This is a genomic window from Pseudomonas sp. GW822-FHT06B12, from assembly GCF_058799675.1.
Map to the genome: position 1 here is coordinate 164,377 of NZ_JBXALR010000004.1, position 18,984 is coordinate 183,360.

General features: G+C 60.0%; 21 protein-coding genes. 15 read left to right on the top strand and 6 right to left on the bottom strand.

From position 1 onward, the window contains the following. Window positions 1-250 precede the first annotated feature (250 nt). The 6 genes from AC1RKH_RS10825 to AC1RKH_RS10850 all read left to right on the top strand — a co-directional run bounded on the left by AC1RKH_RS10825 (window position 251) and on the right by AC1RKH_RS10850 (window position 5,546). Window positions 251-1,114, top strand: a complete 864-nt coding sequence (locus AC1RKH_RS10825; RefSeq protein WP_216744364.1) for a YicC/YloC family endoribonuclease — start codon at window positions 251-253, stop codon at window positions 1,112-1,114. A gap of 12 nt (window positions 1,115-1,126) precedes the next feature. Continuing rightward, window positions 1,127-1,747, top strand: coding sequence for a guanylate kinase (gene gmk / locus AC1RKH_RS10830; protein ID WP_123426168.1), 621 nt, complete (start codon window positions 1,127-1,129; stop codon window positions 1,745-1,747). Window positions 1,748-1,914: 167 nt separating this feature from the next. Continuing rightward, window positions 1,915-2,178 (top strand): DNA-directed RNA polymerase subunit omega, encoded by a 264-nt coding sequence (gene rpoZ, locus AC1RKH_RS10835; RefSeq protein WP_003177259.1) that lies wholly within the window; start codon window positions 1,915-1,917, stop codon window positions 2,176-2,178. A gap of 57 nt (window positions 2,179-2,235) precedes the next feature. Next, window positions 2,236-4,341 carry a bifunctional GTP diphosphokinase/guanosine-3',5'-bis pyrophosphate 3'-pyrophosphohydrolase gene (spoT, locus tag AC1RKH_RS10840; protein ID WP_493062661.1) on the top strand — a complete coding sequence of 702 codons (2,106 nt, stop codon included), beginning with the start codon at window positions 2,236-2,238 and terminating at the stop codon, window positions 4,339-4,341. Between the two features lie 28 nt (window positions 4,342-4,369). Further along, on the top strand, window positions 4,370-4,750 hold the full coding sequence (locus tag AC1RKH_RS10845) for a RidA family protein (protein ID WP_003229509.1): 381 nt from the start codon (window positions 4,370-4,372) through the stop codon (window positions 4,748-4,750). A 55-nt stretch (window positions 4,751-4,805) separates the two neighbouring features. Beyond that, a complete protein-coding gene (locus AC1RKH_RS10850; RefSeq protein WP_123426166.1) occupies window positions 4,806-5,546 on the top strand; it encodes a hypothetical protein in 741 nt (246 codons plus the stop codon). Between the two features lie 142 nt (window positions 5,547-5,688). On the opposite strand, the gene AC1RKH_RS10855 is transcribed toward AC1RKH_RS10850, so the two are convergent. Further along, window positions 5,689-6,546, bottom strand: a complete 858-nt coding sequence (locus AC1RKH_RS10855; protein ID WP_493062662.1) for an SDR family oxidoreductase — start codon at window positions 6,544-6,546, stop codon at window positions 5,689-5,691. Between the two features lie 191 nt (window positions 6,547-6,737). On the opposite strand from AC1RKH_RS10855, the gene exbB reads away from it, so the two are divergent. The 8 genes from exbB (at window position 6,738) to AC1RKH_RS10895 (ending at window position 14,990) form a co-directional block, all read left to right on the top strand. Beyond that, on the top strand, window positions 6,738-7,721 hold the full coding sequence (gene exbB, locus AC1RKH_RS10860; RefSeq protein ID WP_493062663.1) for a tonB-system energizer ExbB: 984 nt from the start codon (window positions 6,738-6,740) through the stop codon (window positions 7,719-7,721). A gap of 6 nt (window positions 7,722-7,727) precedes the next feature. Then, window positions 7,728-8,156 (top strand): TonB system transport protein ExbD, encoded by a 429-nt coding sequence (gene exbD / locus AC1RKH_RS10865; protein WP_054594656.1) that lies wholly within the window; start codon window positions 7,728-7,730, stop codon window positions 8,154-8,156. Then, window positions 8,153-8,902: an energy transducer TonB family protein gene (locus AC1RKH_RS10870; RefSeq protein WP_493062664.1), complete on the top strand. Its 750-nt coding sequence runs from the start codon at window positions 8,153-8,155 to the stop codon at window positions 8,900-8,902. Before exbD ends, AC1RKH_RS10870 begins: the two co-directional genes overlap by 4 nt. A 285-nt stretch (window positions 8,903-9,187) precedes the next feature. Then, the gene (locus AC1RKH_RS10875; protein ID WP_123426163.1) at window positions 9,188-10,111 is read left to right on the top strand and encodes a hydrogen peroxide-inducible genes activator; all 924 of its coding nucleotides are present in this window, start codon (window positions 9,188-9,190) and stop codon (window positions 10,109-10,111) included. Between the two features lie 9 nt (window positions 10,112-10,120). Beyond that, window positions 10,121-12,196 (top strand): ATP-dependent DNA helicase RecG, encoded by a 2,076-nt coding sequence (gene recG, locus AC1RKH_RS10880; RefSeq protein WP_123426162.1) that lies wholly within the window; start codon window positions 10,121-10,123, stop codon window positions 12,194-12,196. A gap of 78 nt (window positions 12,197-12,274) precedes the next feature. After that, entirely contained in the window at window positions 12,275-13,675 is a 1,401-nt protein-coding gene (locus tag AC1RKH_RS10885) for an HDOD domain-containing protein (protein WP_493062665.1), read from the top strand. A gap of 296 nt (window positions 13,676-13,971) precedes the next feature. Continuing rightward, window positions 13,972-14,229: a hypothetical protein gene (locus AC1RKH_RS10890; protein WP_123426159.1), complete on the top strand. Its 258-nt coding sequence runs from the start codon at window positions 13,972-13,974 to the stop codon at window positions 14,227-14,229. Next, entirely contained in the window at window positions 14,226-14,990 is a 765-nt protein-coding gene (locus AC1RKH_RS10895; RefSeq protein WP_493062666.1) for a Fic/DOC family protein, read from the top strand. Before AC1RKH_RS10890 ends, AC1RKH_RS10895 begins: the two co-directional genes overlap by 4 nt. Window positions 14,991-15,035: 45 nt before the next feature. Here AC1RKH_RS10895 and AC1RKH_RS10900 read toward each other — a convergent pair whose 3' ends face one another. Further along, the gene (locus AC1RKH_RS10900; RefSeq protein ID WP_493062667.1) at window positions 15,036-15,419 is read right to left on the bottom strand and encodes an SCP2 sterol-binding domain-containing protein; all 384 of its coding nucleotides are present in this window, start codon (window positions 15,417-15,419) and stop codon (window positions 15,036-15,038) included. Window positions 15,420-15,963: 544 nt separating this feature from the next. On the opposite strand from AC1RKH_RS10900, the gene AC1RKH_RS10905 reads away from it, so the two are divergent. Next, window positions 15,964-16,353: a DUF6124 family protein gene (locus AC1RKH_RS10905; protein WP_493062668.1), complete on the top strand. Its 390-nt coding sequence runs from the start codon at window positions 15,964-15,966 to the stop codon at window positions 16,351-16,353. A 46-nt stretch (window positions 16,354-16,399) separates the two neighbouring features. On the opposite strand, the gene AC1RKH_RS10910 is transcribed toward AC1RKH_RS10905, so the two are convergent. The 4 genes from AC1RKH_RS10910 to AC1RKH_RS10925 are packed head-to-tail and all read right to left on the bottom strand — an operon-like array spanning window position 16,400 to window position 18,875. Continuing rightward, window positions 16,400-17,191 carry a lysozyme inhibitor LprI family protein gene (locus AC1RKH_RS10910; RefSeq protein WP_493062669.1) on the bottom strand — a complete coding sequence of 264 codons (792 nt, stop codon included), beginning with the start codon at window positions 17,189-17,191 and terminating at the stop codon, window positions 16,400-16,402. Next, on the bottom strand, window positions 17,181-17,561 hold the full coding sequence (locus AC1RKH_RS10915) for a hypothetical protein (protein ID WP_493062670.1): 381 nt from the start codon (window positions 17,559-17,561) through the stop codon (window positions 17,181-17,183). The genes AC1RKH_RS10910 and AC1RKH_RS10915 overlap by 11 nt, the downstream gene beginning before the upstream one ends. Before the next feature lie 54 nt (window positions 17,562-17,615). After that, window positions 17,616-18,113 (bottom strand): hypothetical protein, encoded by a 498-nt coding sequence (locus tag AC1RKH_RS10920; protein ID WP_493062671.1) that lies wholly within the window; start codon window positions 18,111-18,113, stop codon window positions 17,616-17,618. Between the two features lie 57 nt (window positions 18,114-18,170). After that, window positions 18,171-18,875, bottom strand: a complete 705-nt coding sequence (locus AC1RKH_RS10925; protein WP_493062672.1) for a hypothetical protein — start codon at window positions 18,873-18,875, stop codon at window positions 18,171-18,173. Window positions 18,876-18,984 lie beyond the last annotated feature (109 nt).

Below are 18,984 nucleotides of genomic sequence, written 5' to 3' on the forward strand. Positions count from 1 at the left end.
GACGGAAATCTGCCGAGCATTATAGGGCGACCGGACGCGCCTGGGCACTTCTAAAAAACCCGGGCGACGAGCGAGGGCTCTGAACCGCGCTCTGCGACGACCTGCAGCGCTTTGTCACACGCGCCATTTGGGAGCATCCGCCGCACTGCGCTACAATCCTGCGCCTTTGCAGCCTGTGGGCTTTAATTCATCTAATCAGGTCCGTTGAGCCCGCAGGGTTCGGCGCCGGCCTGAATCGCGAGGTACCTCCATGGTGCACAGCATGACCGCCTTCGCCCGCGTCGAAAAAGCCGGCAGCCAGGGCACCCTGAGCTGGGAGCTGCGCTCGGTCAACAGCCGCTACCTGGAACCGCACCTGCGCCTGCCAGAGTCCTTTCGCGACCTCGAAGGCAATGTGCGCGAAGCGCTGCGTCAGGGCCTTTCGCGTGGAAAGCTCGAATGCACCCTGCGCTTCACCGAAGAAACTACCGGCAAACCGCTGCAAGTCGATCGTGAACGCGCCGCGCAACTGGTCGCTGCCGCTGAAACCGTCGCCAGCCTGATCAAGAACCCGGCCGCCCTCAACCCGCTGGAAGTGCTGGCCTGGCCTGGCGTTCTGGTCGCCGACGCGAGCGACCCGCAAGCGCTCAACGCCGAAGCGCTGGCACTGTTCAATGAAGGCCTCAAAGAGCTCAAGGCTGGCCGCGAGCGCGAAGGTGCGGAGCTGGCCCGGCTGATCAACGAACGCCTGACGTCGATTGAAGAAGACGTGGTGACCCTGCGCGAACTGGTTCCGCAGATGCTCGCCACCCAGCGCCAGAAGGTGCTCGATCGCTTCGCCGACATGAAGGCCGAGCTCGACCCGCAGCGCCTGGAGCAGGAAATGGTCATGCTCGCGCAAAAGAGCGACGTCGCCGAAGAACTGGACCGCCTGAGCACCCACATCATTGAAGTTCGCCGCGTGCTCAAGTCCGGCGGCGCTGCCGGTCGGCGCCTCGACTTCCTGATGCAGGAGCTCAACCGCGAAGCCAATACACTGGGCTCCAAAGCCTTCGACCCGCGCAGCACCCAGGCTGCGGTCAACCTCAAAGTGTTGATCGAGCAGATGCGCGAACAAGTGCAGAACATTGAGTAAGGCTACCCCGACATGACCCACAGCACCGGCACCCTGTACATCATTTCCGCCCCTTCGGGCGCGGGCAAGAGCAGCCTGGTCAAGGCTCTGACCGACGCTGATCAAAAGATCCGCGTCTCGGTCTCCCACACCACCCGTGCCATGCGCCCCGGTGAAGTGAACGGTGTGAACTATCACTTCGTCGAACGCAGCGAGTTCGTGAAGATGATCGAGCACGGGGATTTCCTCGAGCGCGCCGAAGTGTTCGGCAATCTCTACGGCACCTCGCAAAGCCACCTGCAGCAGACCCTGGACGAAGGCCACGACCTGATTCTGGAAATCGACTGGCAGGGTGCCGAGCAAGTGCGTCAACTGATGCCCAAGGCCCGCTCGATCTTCATTCTGCCGCCGTCCCTGCAGGCCTTGCACCAGCGCCTGACCAATCGCGGCCAGGACAGCGACGAGATCATTGAAGGCCGTATGCGTGAAGCCGTCAGCGAGATGAGCCATTACGTCGACTACGACTACCTGATCATCAACGACGATTTCGCCCATGCGCTGCACGATTTGAAGGCGATTTTCCGTGCCAATCAGCTGCACCAGAAGCGTCAGCAGCAGCTTCACGGAAAACTTTTGGCCGAATTGCTCGGCTAAACAGCTCTTCCCAAAACCGCTGCAAGGGCTTTACATTGGTACTTGCAGCGCGTTGAAGGGCTTGGTTAAAAAATCAGCGCTTCCCTAATCGCTGGTGATTTTTTAAACTGTTGAGTCCGCTCGCCCAACCGGGCAGCGCGCATTTTGCATTCGCTCCGAGGAATACCATGGCCCGCGTAACCGTTGAAGACTGCCTAGAACACGTGGAAAACCGCTTTGAGCTGGTCATGCTCTCTACCAAGCGTGCCCGTCAACTGGCCACCGGTGGCAAAGAGCCGCTGGTCCAGTGGGAAAACGACAAGCCTACCGTTGTAGCCCTGCGTGAAATCGCTGAAGGCCTGATGAGCTATGAGTTCATCGCCAATGCTGAAATCGTCGAAGACGAACCGCTGTTCGCAGCGTTCGAGGACGAGTCCAACGAGGCCGTCTAAGTCCATGCCTGGTCGACGTAGCACGGCGCGGGGTCACAGCCATCGGCAGGAGTCATCATGCCGAGCATAGACGCCCTCGCCGATCGCTTATCGACCTACCTCGGCACTGACCAGGTCAACCTGGTCCGCCGAGCGTACTTCTACGCCGAACAAGCACACGACGGCCAACGCCGCCGCAGCGGCGAGGCGTACGTCACGCACCCGTTAGCGGTCGCGAATATTCTTGCCGACATGCACATGGACCATCAGAGCCTGATGGCCGCGATGCTGCATGACGTGATCGAAGACACCGGCATTGCCAAGGAAGCGCTCTCTGCGCAGTTTGGCGAAACCGTGGCCGAACTGGTCGACGGGGTCAGCAAACTGACCCAGATGAACTTCGAGACCAAAGCCGAAGCCCAAGCCGAAAACTTCCAGAAAATGGCCATGGCCATGGCGCGCGATATTCGCGTGATCCTGGTCAAATTGGCCGACCGCCTGCACAACATGCGCACGCTGGAAGTCCTGTCCGGTGAAAAACGCCGGCGGATCGCCAAGGAAACCCTGGAAATCTATGCGCCCATCGCCAACCGGCTGGGTATGCACGCCATCCGCGTAGAGTTCGAAGACCTGGGCTTCAAGGCCATGCACCCGATGCGTTCCGCGCGGATCTACCAGGCGGTCAAACGCGCCCGGGGCAACCGCAAGGAAATCGTCAACAAGATCGAAGAGTCCCTCAGCCACTGCCTGGCCGTCGACGGCATTCAGGGCGAGGTCAGCGGTCGCCAGAAACACCTCTACGGCATCTACACGAAAATGCGCGGCAAGCGTCGGGCTTTCAACGAGATCATGGACGTCTACGCGTTCCGGATCATCGTCGACAAGGTCGATACCTGCTACCGCGTGTTGGGGGCTGTGCATAATTTGTACAAACCGTTGCCGGGGCGCTTCAAGGATTACATCGCAATTCCCAAGGCCAACGGCTATCAGTCGCTGCACACCACGCTCTTCGGCATGCACGGCGTACCGATCGAAATCCAGATCCGCACCCGTGAAATGGAAGAGATGGCCAATAACGGCATCGCCGCCCATTGGCTGTACAAATCCAGCGGCGACGAGCAGCCAAAAGGCACTCACGCCCGCGCCCGCCAGTGGGTCAAAGGCGTGCTGGAAATGCAGCAACGCGCTGGCAACTCGCTGGAATTCATTGAAAGCGTGAAGATCGACCTGTTCCCGGACGAGGTCTACGTGTTCACGCCGAAAGGCCGGATCATGGAGCTGCCAAAAGGCTCCACGGCGGTCGACTTCGCTTACGCAGTACACACCGACGTCGGCAACAGTTGCATCGCCTGCCGGATCAACCGTCGCCTGGCGCCGCTGTCCGAACCGCTGCAAAGCGGCTCGACGGTCGAGATCGTCAGCGCTCCGGGCGCACGGCCGAACCCGGCCTGGCTCAACTTCGTGGTCACCGGCAAGGCCCGCACGCACATTCGTCACGCGCTGAAATTGCAACGCCGCTCCGAGTCCATCAGCCTGGGCGAACGCCTGCTGAACAAGGTGCTGAACGGTTTTGACAGCTCGCTGGAAAAAGTCCCGGCCGAGCGCATCAAGGTGATGCTCAACGAATACCGCCTCGAACTGATCGAAGACCTGCTCGAAGACATCGGCCTGGGCAATCGCATGGCTTATGTCGTCGCTCGTCGTCTACTCGGTGAAGGCGAACAGCTGCCAAGCCCGGAAGGTCCGCTGGCGATTCGCGGGACCGAAGGCCTGGTGCTCAGTTACGCCAAGTGTTGCACGCCGATCCCGGGCGACCCGATTGTCGGCCACCTGTCCGCCGGCAAAGGCATGGTCGTGCACCTGGACAACTGCCGCAACATCAGCGAAATCCGGCACAACCCGGAAAAATGCATCCAGCTCTCGTGGGCCAAGGATGTCACTGGCGAATTCAATGTCGAACTGCGCGTCGAGCTGGAACACCAGCGCGGCCTGATTGCCTTGCTGGCCAGCAGCGTCAATGCCGCCGACGGCAACATCGAAAAAATCAGCATGGACGAACGCGACGGTCGTATCAGCGTGGTCCAACTGGTGGTCAGCGTGCACGACCGTGTACACCTGGCTCGCGTGATCAAGAAACTGCGCGCCTTGACCGGGGTGATTCGCATCACCCGCATGCGCGCGTAAGCCCCCCCCTCATAACAAGGAGTCATCCATGACCAAGACTGTTATCACCAGCGACAAGGCCCCGGCCGCCATCGGTACTTACTCCCAGGCGATCAAGGCTGGCAACACCGTCTACATGTCCGGTCAGATCCCGCTCGATCCAAAAACCATGGAACTGGTCGAAGGCTTCGAAGCCCAGACCGTCCAGGTGTTCGAGAACCTGAAAGCCGTGGCCGAAGCCGCTGGCGGTTCGTTCAAGGACATCGTCAAACTGAACATCTTCCTCACCGACCTGAGCCACTTCGCCAAGGTCAACGAGATCATGGGCAAGTACTTCGACCAGCCTTACCCGGCGCGCGCCGCCATCGGCGTGGCGGCCCTGCCAAAGGGTTCGCAGGTTGAAATGGATGCCATTCTGGTCATCGAGTAATACGCACGGCGCGGCCTCCCAGGCTGCGCCGACTTCGTTCTGTAAGGATCTCCTCATGCGCAAAGCGCTAGCTCTCTCGTTGCTCGCGGTGTTTCTCGGTGGCTGTGCCAGCAACCCTGCCGATCGCGACATCAGTGGCACCTGGATCAACCAGTCAGCAATCGATGCGGCGTCCAAGGGCGGCCCGTTGCGTGAAGCACTGCAAGCCTATGGCCCGAACCTGGAGTGGGACGTCAACACCAAGGCTGGCCAGGCGCGCTACAGCAATGGCTTCGAGAAAATCGAAGGCAAGGTACTGGGCGAGCAGTCCGGCGCCTGGAACGTCGAAATTTATGGCAGCCCTGCCACCGTATTGAAGCGCGACGGCAAACAACTGCAGCAAGTGGCCAACGACAACGAGCCAGGGCAACTGTTTGACCGCGCCATAGATGCCGCTCCTGAAGGCGCGCCATTGGGCGCCAGCTTCGAGCGCGCGCTGTATTCAGCCTATCTGGGCGGCAGCTGGAAGATCGTCAACGGTCCAGGCGAAGGCAGCACCGTTCAGTTCCAGGCCGATGGTGCCGTTCAGGGACTGCCCGGCGCCGACCGTTACGCGCTGTGCCTGGCGGGCGACTGCGCCTCGATGAGCGGCGGCCACGACACCGTCTGGCTGCAACAGAGCGGCCAGGGCAACCCGTGGATCTTTACCCGCAACGGTAAACAGATGGAGATCTTCCAGGCGGTCAACGGATCCCAGGCGGACGAAGTGCCTTCGTTCGCCCCTGGCAATCGCCAATGGACACTGGAAAAACAGTGATCCTGCTCTAATTGCAACGTAGATCCAATAATGTGGGAGCGGGCTTGCTCGCGAAGAGGCAATAACATTCAACATCTTGGTTGACTGTTACACCGCCTTCGCGAGCAAGCCCGCTCCCACAGTTGTTTTGGCGGCTTGAGATTCAGCAGCGGCCTTCAAGAATCGCTGCGTACCCTTCGCGAAAGCTCGGATAGAGCGGTGTCCAGCCCAGCGCCTTGGCGCGAGCATTGCTGCAACGCTTGCTGCCCGTACGGCGCACGCTGGCGTCGTCGGCCCATTCGGTCACCCCAAGGTACTCGCGCAACCAGCCCACCACCTCTGCCAACGGCGCGGGCGCGTCGTCGACGCCGATATAGCAGTCATCCAGTACGGCACCCTGATGATCCGCCTTGAGCAAGAAGGCCAGCAAGCCTGCGGCGTCGTCGGCATGAATACGATTGGCATACAGCGGCGGGTCGATGGCCACGCGATACCCCCCACGCACCTGCGTCAGTAACCGCTCACGACCCGGACCGTAAATCCCGGTCAAGCGCACCAGACTGGCAGGAATGCCGCTGTTTAAAGCGACCTGCTCAGCTTCCAGCATCACTCGCCCGGAATAGCCGTCTGCTTGAGTCGGCGAAGTTTCATCGACCCATTCACCATTCTGCTGCCCATAAACGCTACTGCTGGAAACGAACAGCAGGTGCTTGGGCGCCTGACCGTAGTCGTTCAGCCAACCCAGCACATACTGCAAGCCCTGGACATAAGCGGCGCGGTAGCCGGCTTCATCGTGATCGGTGGCGGTCGCGCAATACACCAGATAATCCACCGCACCGACGGGCCAGGTTGCCGGGCAGTCTTCATTGAACAAGTCGCCGGCAACGCCAATAACGCCCTCGGGCAGGCGCGAGATGTCACGCCGCAAGCCATGAACCTCCCACCCCGAAGCCAGCAATTGAACGGCCAGACGGCCGCCGACATCACCACAACCGGCGATCAAAACAGAAGGCGCGGACATCAAAATTCTCCCATCAGAAAGGTACAGGCTAGCCCCGACATTGGACGTGCGGCTAGCAATCAAAGAAAAAAAGAGACTCTATTACTTTTGTTAACAAGAATTACTTGCAATAATGCCAGCCACTTTTGTTCTCGGCCTACGAGGCCTGGAAGGACATCAAACCCTCTTTTTTTCTCTCAGGTCCGGCCAGCATGACACGTAATCCTCTCTCCGCTTCGCCAACCACGCTTGCTCGTCCAACTCGCGCCCTGAGCGCGGTCGCCGCGCTGTTGTTCAGCCTGCTGCTGGCCCCGACCAGCGCATTCGCCGATGAGCCGACTACCGCCACCGCACCGGCTGTAACAGCAGCCTCCGCGCCAACCGTTCATGCAAACGCCGACCACGCGGCCCCGGTCGTGACGCCCGTCGCCGCCGAAGACGCTGCCGCTGATGCACCTGAAGTCCTCGAAGCCGACAACTCCCTGGGCATGGCCCATGACCTGTCGCCGTGGGGCATGTACCAGAACGCCGACATCATCGTGAAAATCGTGATGATCGGCCTGGCTATTGCCTCGATCATCACCTGGACTATCTGGATCGCCAAGGGCCTTGAGTTGTTGGGTGCCAAACGTCGTCTGCGCGGCGAAATCGCCCACCTGAAAAAAGCCACCACCCTTAAAGAAGCCAGCGCCAGCGCGGCCAAGGAAGGCACCCTCGCCAACCTGCTGGTCCACGATGCCCTGGAAGAGATGCGCCTGTCGGCCAACAGCCGCGAAAAGGAAGGCATCAAGGAACGCGTCAGCTTCCGTCTTGAGCGTCTGGTGGCAGCCTGTGGCCGCAACATGAGCAGCGGCACCGGCGTGCTGGCCACCATCGGCTCCACTGCACCGTTCGTCGGCCTGTTTGGCACCGTCTGGGGCATCATGAACAGCTTCATCGGCATCGCCAAAACCCAGACCACCAACCTCGCCGTCGTTGCTCCCGGCATCGCCGAAGCCCTGCTGGCCACCGCACTGGGCCTGGTGGCCGCGATTCCTGCGGTGGTCATCTACAACGTCTTCGCACGCTCCATCGCCGGTTACAAGGCCCAGGTTTCCGACGCTTCGGCTGAAGTCCTGCTGCTGGTCAGCCGCGACCTCGATCACCAGCCGGCCGAGCGCACCGCCTCGCAACCGCACATGGTCAAAGTAGGGTAATCCGCCATGGGCTTGCATTTAAAGGAAGGCGCGGACGACGATCTCGCCGAGAACCACGAAATCAACGTCACGCCGTTCATCGACGTGATGCTGGTACTGCTGATCATCTTCATGGTGGCCGCCCCGCTGGCCACCGTGGACATCAAGGTTGACCTCCCCGCCTCGACCGCCAAACCGGCGCCGCGGCCAGAGAAACCGGTGTTCCTCAGCGTCAAGGCCGACCAACGCCTGTACCTGGGCGAAGACGAAGTCAACGCCGAAACCCTCGGCGCGACCCTCGATGCGCGAACCCACGGCAAGAAGGACACGACCATCTTCTTCCAGGCCGACAAAGGCGTGGACTACGGCGACCTGATGCACGTGATGGATGCCCTGCGGGCCGCCGGCTACCTGAAAGTCGGCCTGGTCGGACTTGAGACGGCAGCCAAGAAATGATCACGACGCGCCAAAAGCTGACGCGTTACGGCGCTAGCCTGGCCGTGGTGCTGGGCGTCCATGCGGTCGCGATTCTGCTCGCGCTCAACTGGAAGTCCTCGCCGCCTGTCGAGCTGCCGCCGATGGCGATGATGGTCGAGTTGGCGCCGCTTCCGGCACCACCGCCACCGGCACCGCCCAAAGTCGTCACGCCGCCACAGCCACCAACTCCGGTGGAAGAGCTGCCATTGCCGAAACTCGCCGAAGCGCCAAAACCGACGATCTCGGTGCCCAAGCCAGTCAAACCCAAGCCCAAGCCTCAACCGCCCAAGCCTGTGGAAAAAAAGCCTGAGCCGCCGAAGGAAAAGCCGGCCGAGGAGAAACCGAGCGACACACCGCCGACCAACGCTCCGACGGAGAAATCCGCGCAACCTGCCCCCGGCCCGTCGCTGGCGCAGACTGCCGCCAAGGAAAGCTGGCAAGGCACGCTGTTGGCGCACTTGCAGAAGTACAAAAAGTACCCGCAAGCTGCTCAATCGCGTGGCAAGGAAGGCTTGAACCGTCTGCGCTTCGTGGTCGATGCTCAAGGTCAGGTGCTGTCGTACGAACTGGTCGGTCGTTCCGGCAACGCCGATCTGGACCGGGCCACCCTGGAAATGATCCGCCGCGCCCAGCCACTGCCCAAGCCACCGGCCGACATGCTGAACAACGGCTCGATCGAAATCGTTGCGCCGTTTGTGTACTCGCTGGAAAAACGCCGGCGCTAAGACGCAGTAGATTCCCATGTGGGAGCGAGCCTGCTCGCGATGACGGCGCAACATTCAACATTGACGTCGACTGTCATACCGCTATCGCGAGCAGGCTCGCTCCCACAGGGTTCTCCAGCAGCAGGAAGATCTTCGATCTTTTATGAAAGGCACCGAAAGGTGCCTTTTGCATATCTGCCAGCGCCAAACATGCATTGCCCAGTGTCGCGCTCCTGCCCCAGTCTGATAACGTGCGTCTATCGATTGCAGCCGGTATGCTTGGCCGCATCATCATGGACGCCCGCTATGACCCTCACAGAATTACGCTACATCGTTACCCTCGCCCAAGAGCAGCACTTCGGCCACGCGGCCGAGCGTTGCCACGTCAGCCAGCCGACCCTGTCGGTGGGCGTGAAAAAGCTTGAAGACGAACTCGGTGTGCTGATTTTCGAGCGCAGCAAAAGCGCGGTGCGCCTGACCCCGGTTGGCGAAGGCATCGTCGCCCAGGCCCAAAAAGTCCTCGAACAGGCCCAAGGCATTCGTGAACTGGCCCAGGCCGGCAAGAACCAGCTGACCGCTCCGCTGAAAGTCGGCGCGATCTACACCGTCGGCCCGTACCTGTTCCCGCACCTGATTCCACAACTGCACCGGGTCGCCCCGCAGATGCCGTTGTACATCGAAGAAAACTTCACCCACGTGCTGCGCGACAAACTGCGCAACGGCGAGCTGGACGCGATCATCATCGCCCTGCCGTTCAACGAAGCCGACGTGCTGACCCTGCAACTCTACGACGAGCCGTTCTACGTCCTGATGCCGGCCCAGCACCCGTGGACCGAGAAAGAATCCATCGACGCCAGCCTGCTCAACGACAAGAGCCTGCTGCTGCTCGGCGAAGGCCACTGCTTCCGCGATCAGGTGCTCGAAGCCTGCCCGACCCTCGCCAAGGGTAACGACGGCGCCAAGCACACCACCGTCGAATCCAGCTCCCTGGAAACCATTCGGCACATGGTCGCCTCAGGCCTGGGCATCTCGATCCTGCCGCTCTCGGCTGTCGACAGCCACCACTACGCCCCCGGCGTGCTCGAAGTGCGCCCACTGGCGCCGCCGGTGCCGTTCCGCACCGTGGCCATCGCCTGGCGCGCCAGCTTCCCACGGCCGAAAGCGATTGAAATCCTCGCTGACTCGATCCGCCTATGCTCGGTGGCCAAGCAGCCAGCGGTTGCGGGTTAAGCGTTAGTAATGGCTGAGCTGTCGCAAGTGTCGGTCACGGCACTCAAGGGTGTCGGCGAAGCCATGGCCGAAAAACTCGCCAAGGTTGGCCTGGAAAACCTCCAGGACGTGCTGTTCCACCTGCCGCTGCGCTACCAGGATCGCACCCGTGTGGTACCGATCGGCCACTTGCGACCGGGTCAGGATGCGGTGATCGAAGGCACCGTCAGCGGCGCCGACGTGGTCATGGGCCGACGCCGCAGCCTGGTCGTGCGCCTGCAGGATGGCACCGGCGGGCTCAGCCTGCGCTTCTACCATTTCAGCAACGCGCAAAAGGAAGGCCTGAAACGCGGCACCCGCGTGCGCTGCTACGGCGAAGCCCGGCCCGGTGCGTCGGGGCTGGAAATCTACCACCCGGAATACCGCGCCATCACCGGCGACGAACCGCCGCCAGTGGATGAAACCCTGACGCCGGTCTACCCGCTCACCGAAGGCCTGACCCAACAGCGTCTGCGCCAACTGTGCATGCAAACCCTGACCCTGCTCGGCCCCAGCAGCCTGCCTGACTGGCTGCCACAAGAGCTGGCGCGGGACTACCAACTGGCGCCTCTGGCCGACGCGATCCGCTACTTGCATCACCCGCCCGCCGATGCCGATGTCGATGAACTCGCCCTCGGTCATCACTGGGCGCAGCACCGTTTGGCCTTCGAAGAACTGCTGACCCATCAGCTGTCGCAGCAACGCCTGCGCGAAAGCATGCGCGCACTGCGGGCGCCGGCCATGCCCAAAGCCACCCGGCTGCCGGCCCAATACCTGGCCAACCTGGGCTTCCCGCCGACCGGTGCGCAGCATCGGGTCGGCAATGAAATCGCCTACGACATGAGCCAGCACGAGCCCATGCTGCGGCTGATTCAGGGCGACGTCGGCGCCGGCAAAACCGTGGTCGCCGCCCTCGCTGCCTTGCAGGCGCTGGAGGCCGGTTATCAAGTGGCGCTGATGGCGCCCACCGAAATCCTCGCCGAACAGCACTTCATCACCTTCAAGCGCTGGCTCGAACCGCTGGGCCTGGAAGTCGCCTGGTTGGCCGGCAAGCTCAAAGGCAAAAACCGCGTCGCGGCACTGGAACAAATCGCCAGCGGCACGCCGATGGTTGTTGGCACCCACGCGTTGTTCCAGGACGAAGTGCAGTTCAAGAACCTCGCGCTGGTGATCATCGACGAACAACACCGCTTCGGTGTACAGCAACGGCTGGCGCTGCGGCAGAAAGGCGTTGGCGGGCGGATGTGTCCGCATCAACTGATCATGACCGCCACGCCGATTCCACGCACCCTGGCCATGAGCGCCTACGCCGACCTCGACACCTCGATCCTCGACGAACTGCCGCCCGGCCGAACCCCGGTGAACACCGTGCTGGTCACCGACACCCGCCGGGTTGAAGTCATCGAACGAGTGCGCGCCGCCTGCGCCGAAGGGCGTCAGGCGTATTGGGTGTGCACGCTGATCGAAGAGTCGGAAGAGCTCACCTGCCAGGCCGCCGAAACCACCTATGAAGACCTCACCGCCGCCCTTGGCGAGCTGAAGGTCGGCTTGATCCACGGCCGCATGAAGCCCGCCGAGAAAGCCGAAGTCATGGCGCAGTTCAAGGCCGGCGCGCTGCAGTTGCTGGTGGCGACCACGGTGATCGAAGTCGGCGTCGACGTGCCCAACGCCAGCCTGATGATCATCGAAAACCCGGAACGCCTCGGCCTGGCGCAACTGCACCAGTTACGCGGCCGCGTGGGCCGGGGCAGCGCCGCCAGTCACTGCGTGCTGCTCTACCATCCGCCGCTGTCGCAGATCGGTCGTCAACGCCTCGGTATCATGCGCGAGACCAACGACGGCTTCGTGATCGCCGAGAAAGACCTCGAGCTGCGCGGCCCCGGCGAGATGCTCGGTACCCGGCAAACCGGCCTGCTGCAATTCAAGGTCGCCGACCTGATGCGCGACGCCGATCTGCTGCCGGCAGTGCGCGACGCGGCCCAGGCATTGCTGGAGCGTTGGCCGCATCACGTCAGCCCGTTGCTCGACCGCTGGCTACGACATGGGCAGCAATACGGCCAAGTGTGAGCACCGTCTCAGTTTCTGGGCGATGGTTTTAAACAAGCTGGTTATACTCCTGCAATTGTTTGAAAACGGACACACACCATGACCGAAGTTGCCCTCGCACCCGAAGCCCCGCACGCCCCGTCTGTTATCCGGATGCTGCTCGGCAAGCTGGGCATCAGCTACGCCGAAGTGCTCGATCGCCCGGGCCTCAACCCCGCCCGCAAGGTGCAAGCGGTGTTGCTCGACGACGCCGTCGGCGCGCTCATGGTGCTGTTCCCGCAGAGCCAGTTGCTGGACCTCAACCGCCTCGCCGAACTCACCGGCCGCCGGCTCACCGCCGTGCCGACCGAACGCCTGGAGCGCATGCTCGGCAAACACAACCTGAGCTTTTTGCCCGGCCTGCCGGCGCTCACCAGCTCGCCGTGCCTGTACGAAGAAAGCCTGCTGCGCGAACCGCAGTTGCTGATCAACTCGGGTGAGCCGGGCGTGCTGCTGGAAATCACCAGCGAAGACTTCAAAAGCATGCTGACCAAGGCCAGCGCCGCAAACTTCGGCGAAGCCCTGAGCAGCATCCGCCCGAACCTCGACCGCCCCGACGATGACCGCGAGGAAATCACCCAGGCGGTGCAAGCGTTCACGGCACGGCGCATCCAGCAACGCCTGGAAGCGACCATCGAGATTCCGCCGCTGGCTGAAACTGCACAAAAAATCATCAAGCTGCGGGTCGACCCCAACGCCACCATCGACGACATCACCGGCGTCGTCGAAACCGACCCGGCGCTGGCCGCGCAAGTGGTGAGCTGGGCGGCGTCGCCGTACTACGCCTCGCCGGGCAAGATTCGTTCAGTGGAAGACGCAATCGTCCGCGTGCTGGGTTTCGATCTGGTGATCAACCTGGCGCTGGGCCTGGCCCTGGGCAAAACCCTGAGCCTGCCCAAGGACCACCCGCAACACACCACGCCGTACTGGCAGCAATCGATCTACACCGCCGCCGTCATCGAAGGCCTGACCCGCGCCATGCCGCGCGCCCAGCGCCCGGAAGCCGGCCTGACCTACCTCGCCGGCCTGCTGCACAACTTTGGCTACTTGCTGCTGGCCCACGTCTTCCCGCCGCACTTCTCGCTGATCTGCCGGCACCTGGAGGTCAACCCGCACCTGTGCCACAGCTTTGTCGAACAACACCTGCTGGGCATCAGCCGTGAACAGATCGGCGCGTGGCTGATGCGCTACTGGGACATGCCGGATGAGCTGGCCACCGCACTGCGTTTCCAGCACGACCCAAGCTACGACCGCGACTACGCCGAATACCCGAACCTCGTCTGCCTGGCCGTGCGCCTGCTGCGCAGCCGCGGCATCGGCTCCGGCCCCGACGAAGAAATCCCCGACACCCTGCTCGACCGCCTCGGCCTGACGCGCGACAAAGCCGAAGACGTCGTCAGCAAAGTCCTCGAAGCCGAAGTGTTGCTGCGCGAACTCGCCTCGCAGTTCACCCAGCCCTAAAAGCATTCGTCGGATCGCCGCCCGGAGCAAGCCCGCTCCCACAGGGTTTAGGTGATCCCTGTGGGAGCGAGCCTGCTCACGATGAATCCACCCCGGTCTACCTGAAAGACCTCAAGCCTTATCCTTCCTCGGCCTCAAATACTTGGTCAGCCCCTGGAATCACTCACCAGCGCCGGGTTGCCCTTGATCTGAATCGGGTACTTGAAGGGCTCTTTCCTTCGATCTCGGCCTATGCGCCCACGAAGACAAAAAACAAGCGCCCTGCTATGATTTGACGGCAAATAGAGGGCTTTCCGATGACCCAAACAGCCGCTGTCAGTGTTGCAAGTCAAGTCCGCGAGCTTGCAAAAGATCACAAGGTCACTGCTGAACGTGACGGCATGAGTCGTATGGCCATGACCATTACCCGTTTGGCTGGCGACGTCGTCGAGTTGGATGGCGTTGAACAGTTGCTCGTCAATCTCAAGAAAAAAGGCGTTCTGAGCAAATCCGAGACCCTGGCGCTCCAGGGACGCTACCTTCAGGAGAGGCGTTCCCAGAAACGTAGCGCATGACTTTTGATCCGTTCGGCGATTTCGAAACGGCTGGATACCTTCAAAATTCGCTGCAGCTGAAAGATCCCACTGAAGTAAAAGAGTCAGAGCATTTCTCGTTCGAATTGAGTATCGAAGAGGCACTTGCCTATTTGGCCAAGAAGAAGCCCATCGACTACAAGACAGTACTCAGCGTTCACAAAATCCTGTTCTCCGGCTTCTATCCTTGGGCAGGGAAAGACCGGAATGAGCTCGTGCCTCACCTGGCAGTCTTCAAAGGCTCACACGACGACCCCAGAAGCACCGTCTTCGAGCACCCGAACTCCATCAAGATGTCTGTCGACTATGCACTTGAGCTGGCAGCAGATAAAAAACACTTCAGAGGCCACCCTGGCGGGGTCATGGGCCAGCTGGCTTTCGCACACCCCTTCCTGGACGGCAACGGGCGCACGATTCTATTAGTCTTCATGGAGCTCTCCTATCGGGCCAAGTTCGCCATCGACTGGTCAAGGACAAGCAAGGACGACTACCTGCGGGCGCTCAGCGACGAGATCCGAGAGCCTCGCGAGAGGCATCTCGATAACTACCTGAAACCGTTCATAGTCGACATATCCAGTCGCGACGAGTGGCCAGCGACCATCAGTGGCATCAGGGGCCTCGATGGCCTGGACAAGGAAGGCATCACCCACGCGAGCCTGGACAACCCAGAAGTCCAGCAGATCTACAAGACATACAGAGCACAGCCACTCGACACCCAGGAGCCTCCTGAATCGGATGACTGAAGAGGCGAACTTGCTCGCGGAGAATCTCCGCCTACCTGAACGACCTCACGCCTTAGGCTTGGCCTTCCTCGGCCTCAAATACTTGGTCAACCCCTGGAACCACATCACCAGCGCCGGGTTGCCCTTGATCTGAATCGACTTGTCCTGAATCCCGGTCATGAACGCCAACTGCTTGTTCTTCGCCTGCATCGTGGCAAAGCCGTAAGCCGCATCTTTAAAAGCAATCGCAAACGCCGGCTCTGCATACACACCGGCCTTGCTGCTAATGCGCTGATCCTTCACCACGAAGTGCCGCGCCACCTTGCCGTCCAGCGTCTGCAACTGGAACACCAACTCTTTATCACCCAACTGCTGCTGAAACGCCGGATTGGTCCGACTGGCCTTGCGCATCAGCAAGCCCATCATCCACAGAAGAAAACGAAATTTCATGCTCAAACCCCAAAAGAAAAATGAACGCTGGCGCAGTGTAGCGGCTTAACACCAGAACGCCACCGTTGCGCAGCGTTAGCAGAAGATGAAGCGCTTTTTCAGCACGATGACCACCAAGTCACGCCCTCCCCCCCGGCTGATTGATCATTCCCACACCCCACATGGAACGACCTCCATCCCCGTGGGAGCTGCCGAAGGCTGCGATCTTTTGATCTTAAGCCTCCCAATCGCAACCCCCCGTCCTCGGACATTTCCTTCAAGTTGTAGCGGTGTTCGGTAACTAGCCCGGCCTGCGAGTCAGGGCTAGTCTCACCCTGTCACCAAAAAACGGTGACACGGACGTGCAAGTCCGCCCTGGAACACAATTGGTTATGGCTAATGACCGAGCATTTTCTTATGCTCGCGAATCGTTATGGCGACTGTGTATGGGAGACCTTCGGGTCTGCTGGTATCTCCGGGCCGGTCTTGCACACCTATGCACAGTTGCCACCACTTTCGAAGCGCAAGCGAAACGGTGTCAGCTCCAATTACCGGAAGACACCTAATGATCAAGCCAACACCAAATCCACCAGAAGACCCAACCACCTCCCCCTACGAATCCCTCGATTCGAAAAAACTCCACGAAGCCGCCGAACGCGCCCTCGACCACCACCTGATCCCACCACGCCACAAAATCCACCTGGCCGACGCCCGCAAAGGCCAACTCTTCATCGTCGCCCCAGACGTCGACACCGACAGCCTCCTGGCCAACGCCTCCGAAGACATCGCCTCCATCAAAGCCATCGCCGGCGACCTCGCCTTCGAAATCGAAGGCTCCCGCCGCAACGTCGCCCTGGCCATCTACCGCATGGCCGAAGGCGCACAACTGCTGATCGACCGCGCCATGGACAACCTCGATTCACCGAATCCGGTGGAGTATCGGGTTAAGGTGTAAGCCTGCCGAGGGGCACGACAACACTGGCGCGCCCCTCGGTGCCTCTCTAAATCGCAAAATCCAAAACCTCACTGAGCATCCAGCACTTACCACGCACGAATCGATACTCAACCAAGTAGTCGGTATCAGGCTTATTCAATATGGCCGTAGCGTGATCCCTGCTCAGCTCTTTCACGCTTAACGCCAGACCCTCAGTCTCTCGGTGGACGCGATCAGGCAAGAGCGGAAATTTAATCTGCTCTCCTCCCAATGCCCGCTTTTCCTGTCGCGGCTCGGGCTCAGCATCTACCGTGGCCACAAATTGCAGAGGTCGTTGAGTAAAGGCTTTCTGCACAGCCGGGCTCTCCGAAAAGGAAGTGAGGAACGCATTGAAGTCAGTAGATGGGCAGGAAATGCCAAAAACATCAGGCACGATATTGTCCAGATAGGCAGAACGCTCCCGGCTCATTCTTGCGATGCAATTGTCCACCGTTGTCATATACGCGGGCATGCTCGACTCAATCTCAAAAGCTTCGAGCGGACAATCCGTATCGCGTAACTTAATCCAGTTGCGCTGTGATTCTTTTACCTTCGCCTTGAATGCCTGCCCCGCGTCGGGCTGGGCTCGATACTGGGAGTCGAGCCGCGCCATCAGCTTCTGGTAACTGGCATTAAGCTGGGAATCCGCAACCTTCTTCGCGATTCCTGCACACGTCTCAATCTGCTGACTTGCAGTCATTTCGTTGCAATCCACCTGCGCAAACGCAATGGAGATCGGCACAGATGCACCGCCTGCTAACGCGCAAACAAACACCACCATAAAACGCTTCAATACTTTCACGCGGTAATCATTGCTCATCTGCATCACCAGCCTTGGCCAAGCACTGCGCATACCCCTTCGCGAATCCAGTATCAAAGGTCAACGCTATTGGTTCCTCAAGCTCCGCCGAGGTATTGCGCAGTACATGCTTGGAGACGTCGTACTCAACCCAACCAATGATTCCCGTGCCATCCGTCTCATAGAAAAGCTGAGCCCGGATCTTTTCACCGTCATCTTCATCGATCAGCAGATTGACCTTGTCCTTGGTGACGTAGCGAAATGGGAAATTACTGCTGCGGACCATCTCGGTGAGATAGCCGTAACAACCACCGTCAGTCGCAGACGCTACGGGCACAAACAACAGAATCCCTACCATCGTCGCCATAAAAAACCTGATAAAACTGCCCATCCATATCATCCTTGTTCAATATCCGAACACCTTGAAACCCTAAGTCACCAACGATCAGGAACCCTCAACCTTCAATAAACGAAAGTCGTTGTTCGTAAACTCGTAATAGCGGACTCGATCACCACTGACTAGCGTCTCTCCGCTCAAGTCCACTTCAGCGTCAGCGGTAACCCCAGAAACCATAATCAGGTTACTGCCGGGCTTGAAGGTCATATGGAAATAGCCGCCCTCTTCTCCAGCCATGTAGTAGGCATTCGGCAGGCTCGCGACCACCGCGCCCGTGCGAGCGTCCAACACCTCACCGCAGATAGTCCCGCCACCACAACCCATGGTGTGCACAATATAGTGTCCGGCAAAATTGACCTTGCGCGTGATGGCCTGCGCCCGGTACTCCCCCCAAAGCGGGTTGCTATTTTCGACCGGCAACAACGCATGGTTCTGCCCGGTAAACACCTCGGCAACCTTGAAGTCCTCGAACTTCAGATCGGCGGCGAAACACAATGATGTTGAGATGGCGAGGAAGCTGCCAAATAACGCTGAAAGTCCTTTCACTCTGATACTCCTGGATTTCAACAGTCTTAAAAGAACAAATGCAGAATGACCACAGCCTCATTGAAAGCCTATGGTTGATACGGTTTTCTTGACCCCTTCAAACGCCTCCGCGCTAAGCCGCAACGGTGCGGAATCGTTTTCCGCCGCCCCGACCAAAACCTGGTCGTCATGCACAAGGCAGAAGCTAATGCGCTTAAAAATGTGCCGAGCCGTGTCGACATAACCAATGATGAAGCCATGCCAGTTCGCACCGTTTATAGCCTCAAACACGTAGTCCTCTGGCCTTCCGGCGTTCGGCGCCGCCACCCAGCCGTTATCGGTCAAGGTCCCGGGGCACTTGAGGTCGTTACCCTCTCGGATCAACTGCAGCTGCGGGCTGACCTCTACTCGCTGAACGGTGGCCTCAGGCGTGAGCCGCGAAAAGTTCTCGGTGTTTTCACAGATCAAGCCAAACCATTTATCCGCCAAACTGCCGCGCTTGCGAAAACCCCACTCATAACCTGCAGACATTTCGGCCTGCCAGAGGTAAGGCAGGGTCTTTTCCGTCGGTGCGGTAATCGACTCGATAAACAGCACATCCGGGCTGTTGAACTGAAGATACTGATGCTTCAACAAGCCTAATGAAAAATGACAATTGTCCAAGAACACCAGGGCATGAACCGGGCCTTGGACAAACTGCACGTTACCTGACGCATTACCTACAACGACGGTGTTATTGACGGTTTCGTCCACCGAAGATGCCCATGCCAACGAAGGCAACATCACGATTCCTGTCAGTATGCGCCTCACACAACACCTCCTTGTGCCCATTGCCATTGAAGATAGAAATCAGGGACAGACTGCGATTCTTCAGCCAATATCGTGGTCTGCC

What these genes read in the sequence shown, in the direction of transcription:
- AC1RKH_RS10825 (WP_216744364.1), top strand. Translation starts at nt 251, where the DNA reads ATGGTGCACAGCATGACCGCCTTCGCCCGCGTCGAAAAAGCCGGCAGC.
- gmk (WP_123426168.1), top strand. Translation starts at nt 1,127, where the DNA reads ATGACCCACAGCACCGGCACCCTGTACATCATTTCCGCCCCTTCGGGC.
- rpoZ (WP_003177259.1), top strand. Translation starts at nt 1,915, where the DNA reads ATGGCCCGCGTAACCGTTGAAGACTGCCTAGAACACGTGGAAAACCGC.
- spoT (WP_493062661.1), top strand. Translation starts at nt 2,236, where the DNA reads ATGCCGAGCATAGACGCCCTCGCCGATCGCTTATCGACCTACCTCGGC.
- AC1RKH_RS10845 (WP_003229509.1), top strand. Translation starts at nt 4,370, where the DNA reads ATGACCAAGACTGTTATCACCAGCGACAAGGCCCCGGCCGCCATCGGT.
- AC1RKH_RS10850 (WP_123426166.1), top strand. Translation starts at nt 4,806, where the DNA reads ATGCGCAAAGCGCTAGCTCTCTCGTTGCTCGCGGTGTTTCTCGGTGGC.
- AC1RKH_RS10855 (WP_493062662.1), bottom strand. Translation starts at nt 6,546, where the DNA reads ATGTCCGCGCCTTCTGTTTTGATCGCCGGTTGTGGTGATGTCGGCGGC.
- exbB (WP_493062663.1), top strand. Translation starts at nt 6,738, where the DNA reads ATGACACGTAATCCTCTCTCCGCTTCGCCAACCACGCTTGCTCGTCCA.
- exbD (WP_054594656.1), top strand. Translation starts at nt 7,728, where the DNA reads ATGGGCTTGCATTTAAAGGAAGGCGCGGACGACGATCTCGCCGAGAAC.
- AC1RKH_RS10870 (WP_493062664.1), top strand. Translation starts at nt 8,153, where the DNA reads ATGATCACGACGCGCCAAAAGCTGACGCGTTACGGCGCTAGCCTGGCC.
- AC1RKH_RS10875 (WP_123426163.1), top strand. Translation starts at nt 9,188, where the DNA reads ATGACCCTCACAGAATTACGCTACATCGTTACCCTCGCCCAAGAGCAG.
- recG (WP_123426162.1), top strand. Translation starts at nt 10,121, where the DNA reads ATGGCTGAGCTGTCGCAAGTGTCGGTCACGGCACTCAAGGGTGTCGGC.
- AC1RKH_RS10885 (WP_493062665.1), top strand. Translation starts at nt 12,275, where the DNA reads ATGACCGAAGTTGCCCTCGCACCCGAAGCCCCGCACGCCCCGTCTGTT.
- AC1RKH_RS10890 (WP_123426159.1), top strand. Translation starts at nt 13,972, where the DNA reads ATGACCCAAACAGCCGCTGTCAGTGTTGCAAGTCAAGTCCGCGAGCTT.
- AC1RKH_RS10895 (WP_493062666.1), top strand. Translation starts at nt 14,226, where the DNA reads ATGACTTTTGATCCGTTCGGCGATTTCGAAACGGCTGGATACCTTCAA.
- AC1RKH_RS10900 (WP_493062667.1), bottom strand. Translation starts at nt 15,419, where the DNA reads ATGAAATTTCGTTTTCTTCTGTGGATGATGGGCTTGCTGATGCGCAAG.
- AC1RKH_RS10905 (WP_493062668.1), top strand. Translation starts at nt 15,964, where the DNA reads ATGATCAAGCCAACACCAAATCCACCAGAAGACCCAACCACCTCCCCC.
- AC1RKH_RS10910 (WP_493062669.1), bottom strand. Translation starts at nt 17,191, where the DNA reads ATGAGCAATGATTACCGCGTGAAAGTATTGAAGCGTTTTATGGTGGTG.
- AC1RKH_RS10915 (WP_493062670.1), bottom strand. Translation starts at nt 17,561, where the DNA reads ATGGGCAGTTTTATCAGGTTTTTTATGGCGACGATGGTAGGGATTCTG.
- AC1RKH_RS10925 (WP_493062672.1), bottom strand. Translation starts at nt 18,875, where the DNA reads ATGTTGCCTTCGTTGGCATGGGCATCTTCGGTGGACGAAACCGTCAAT.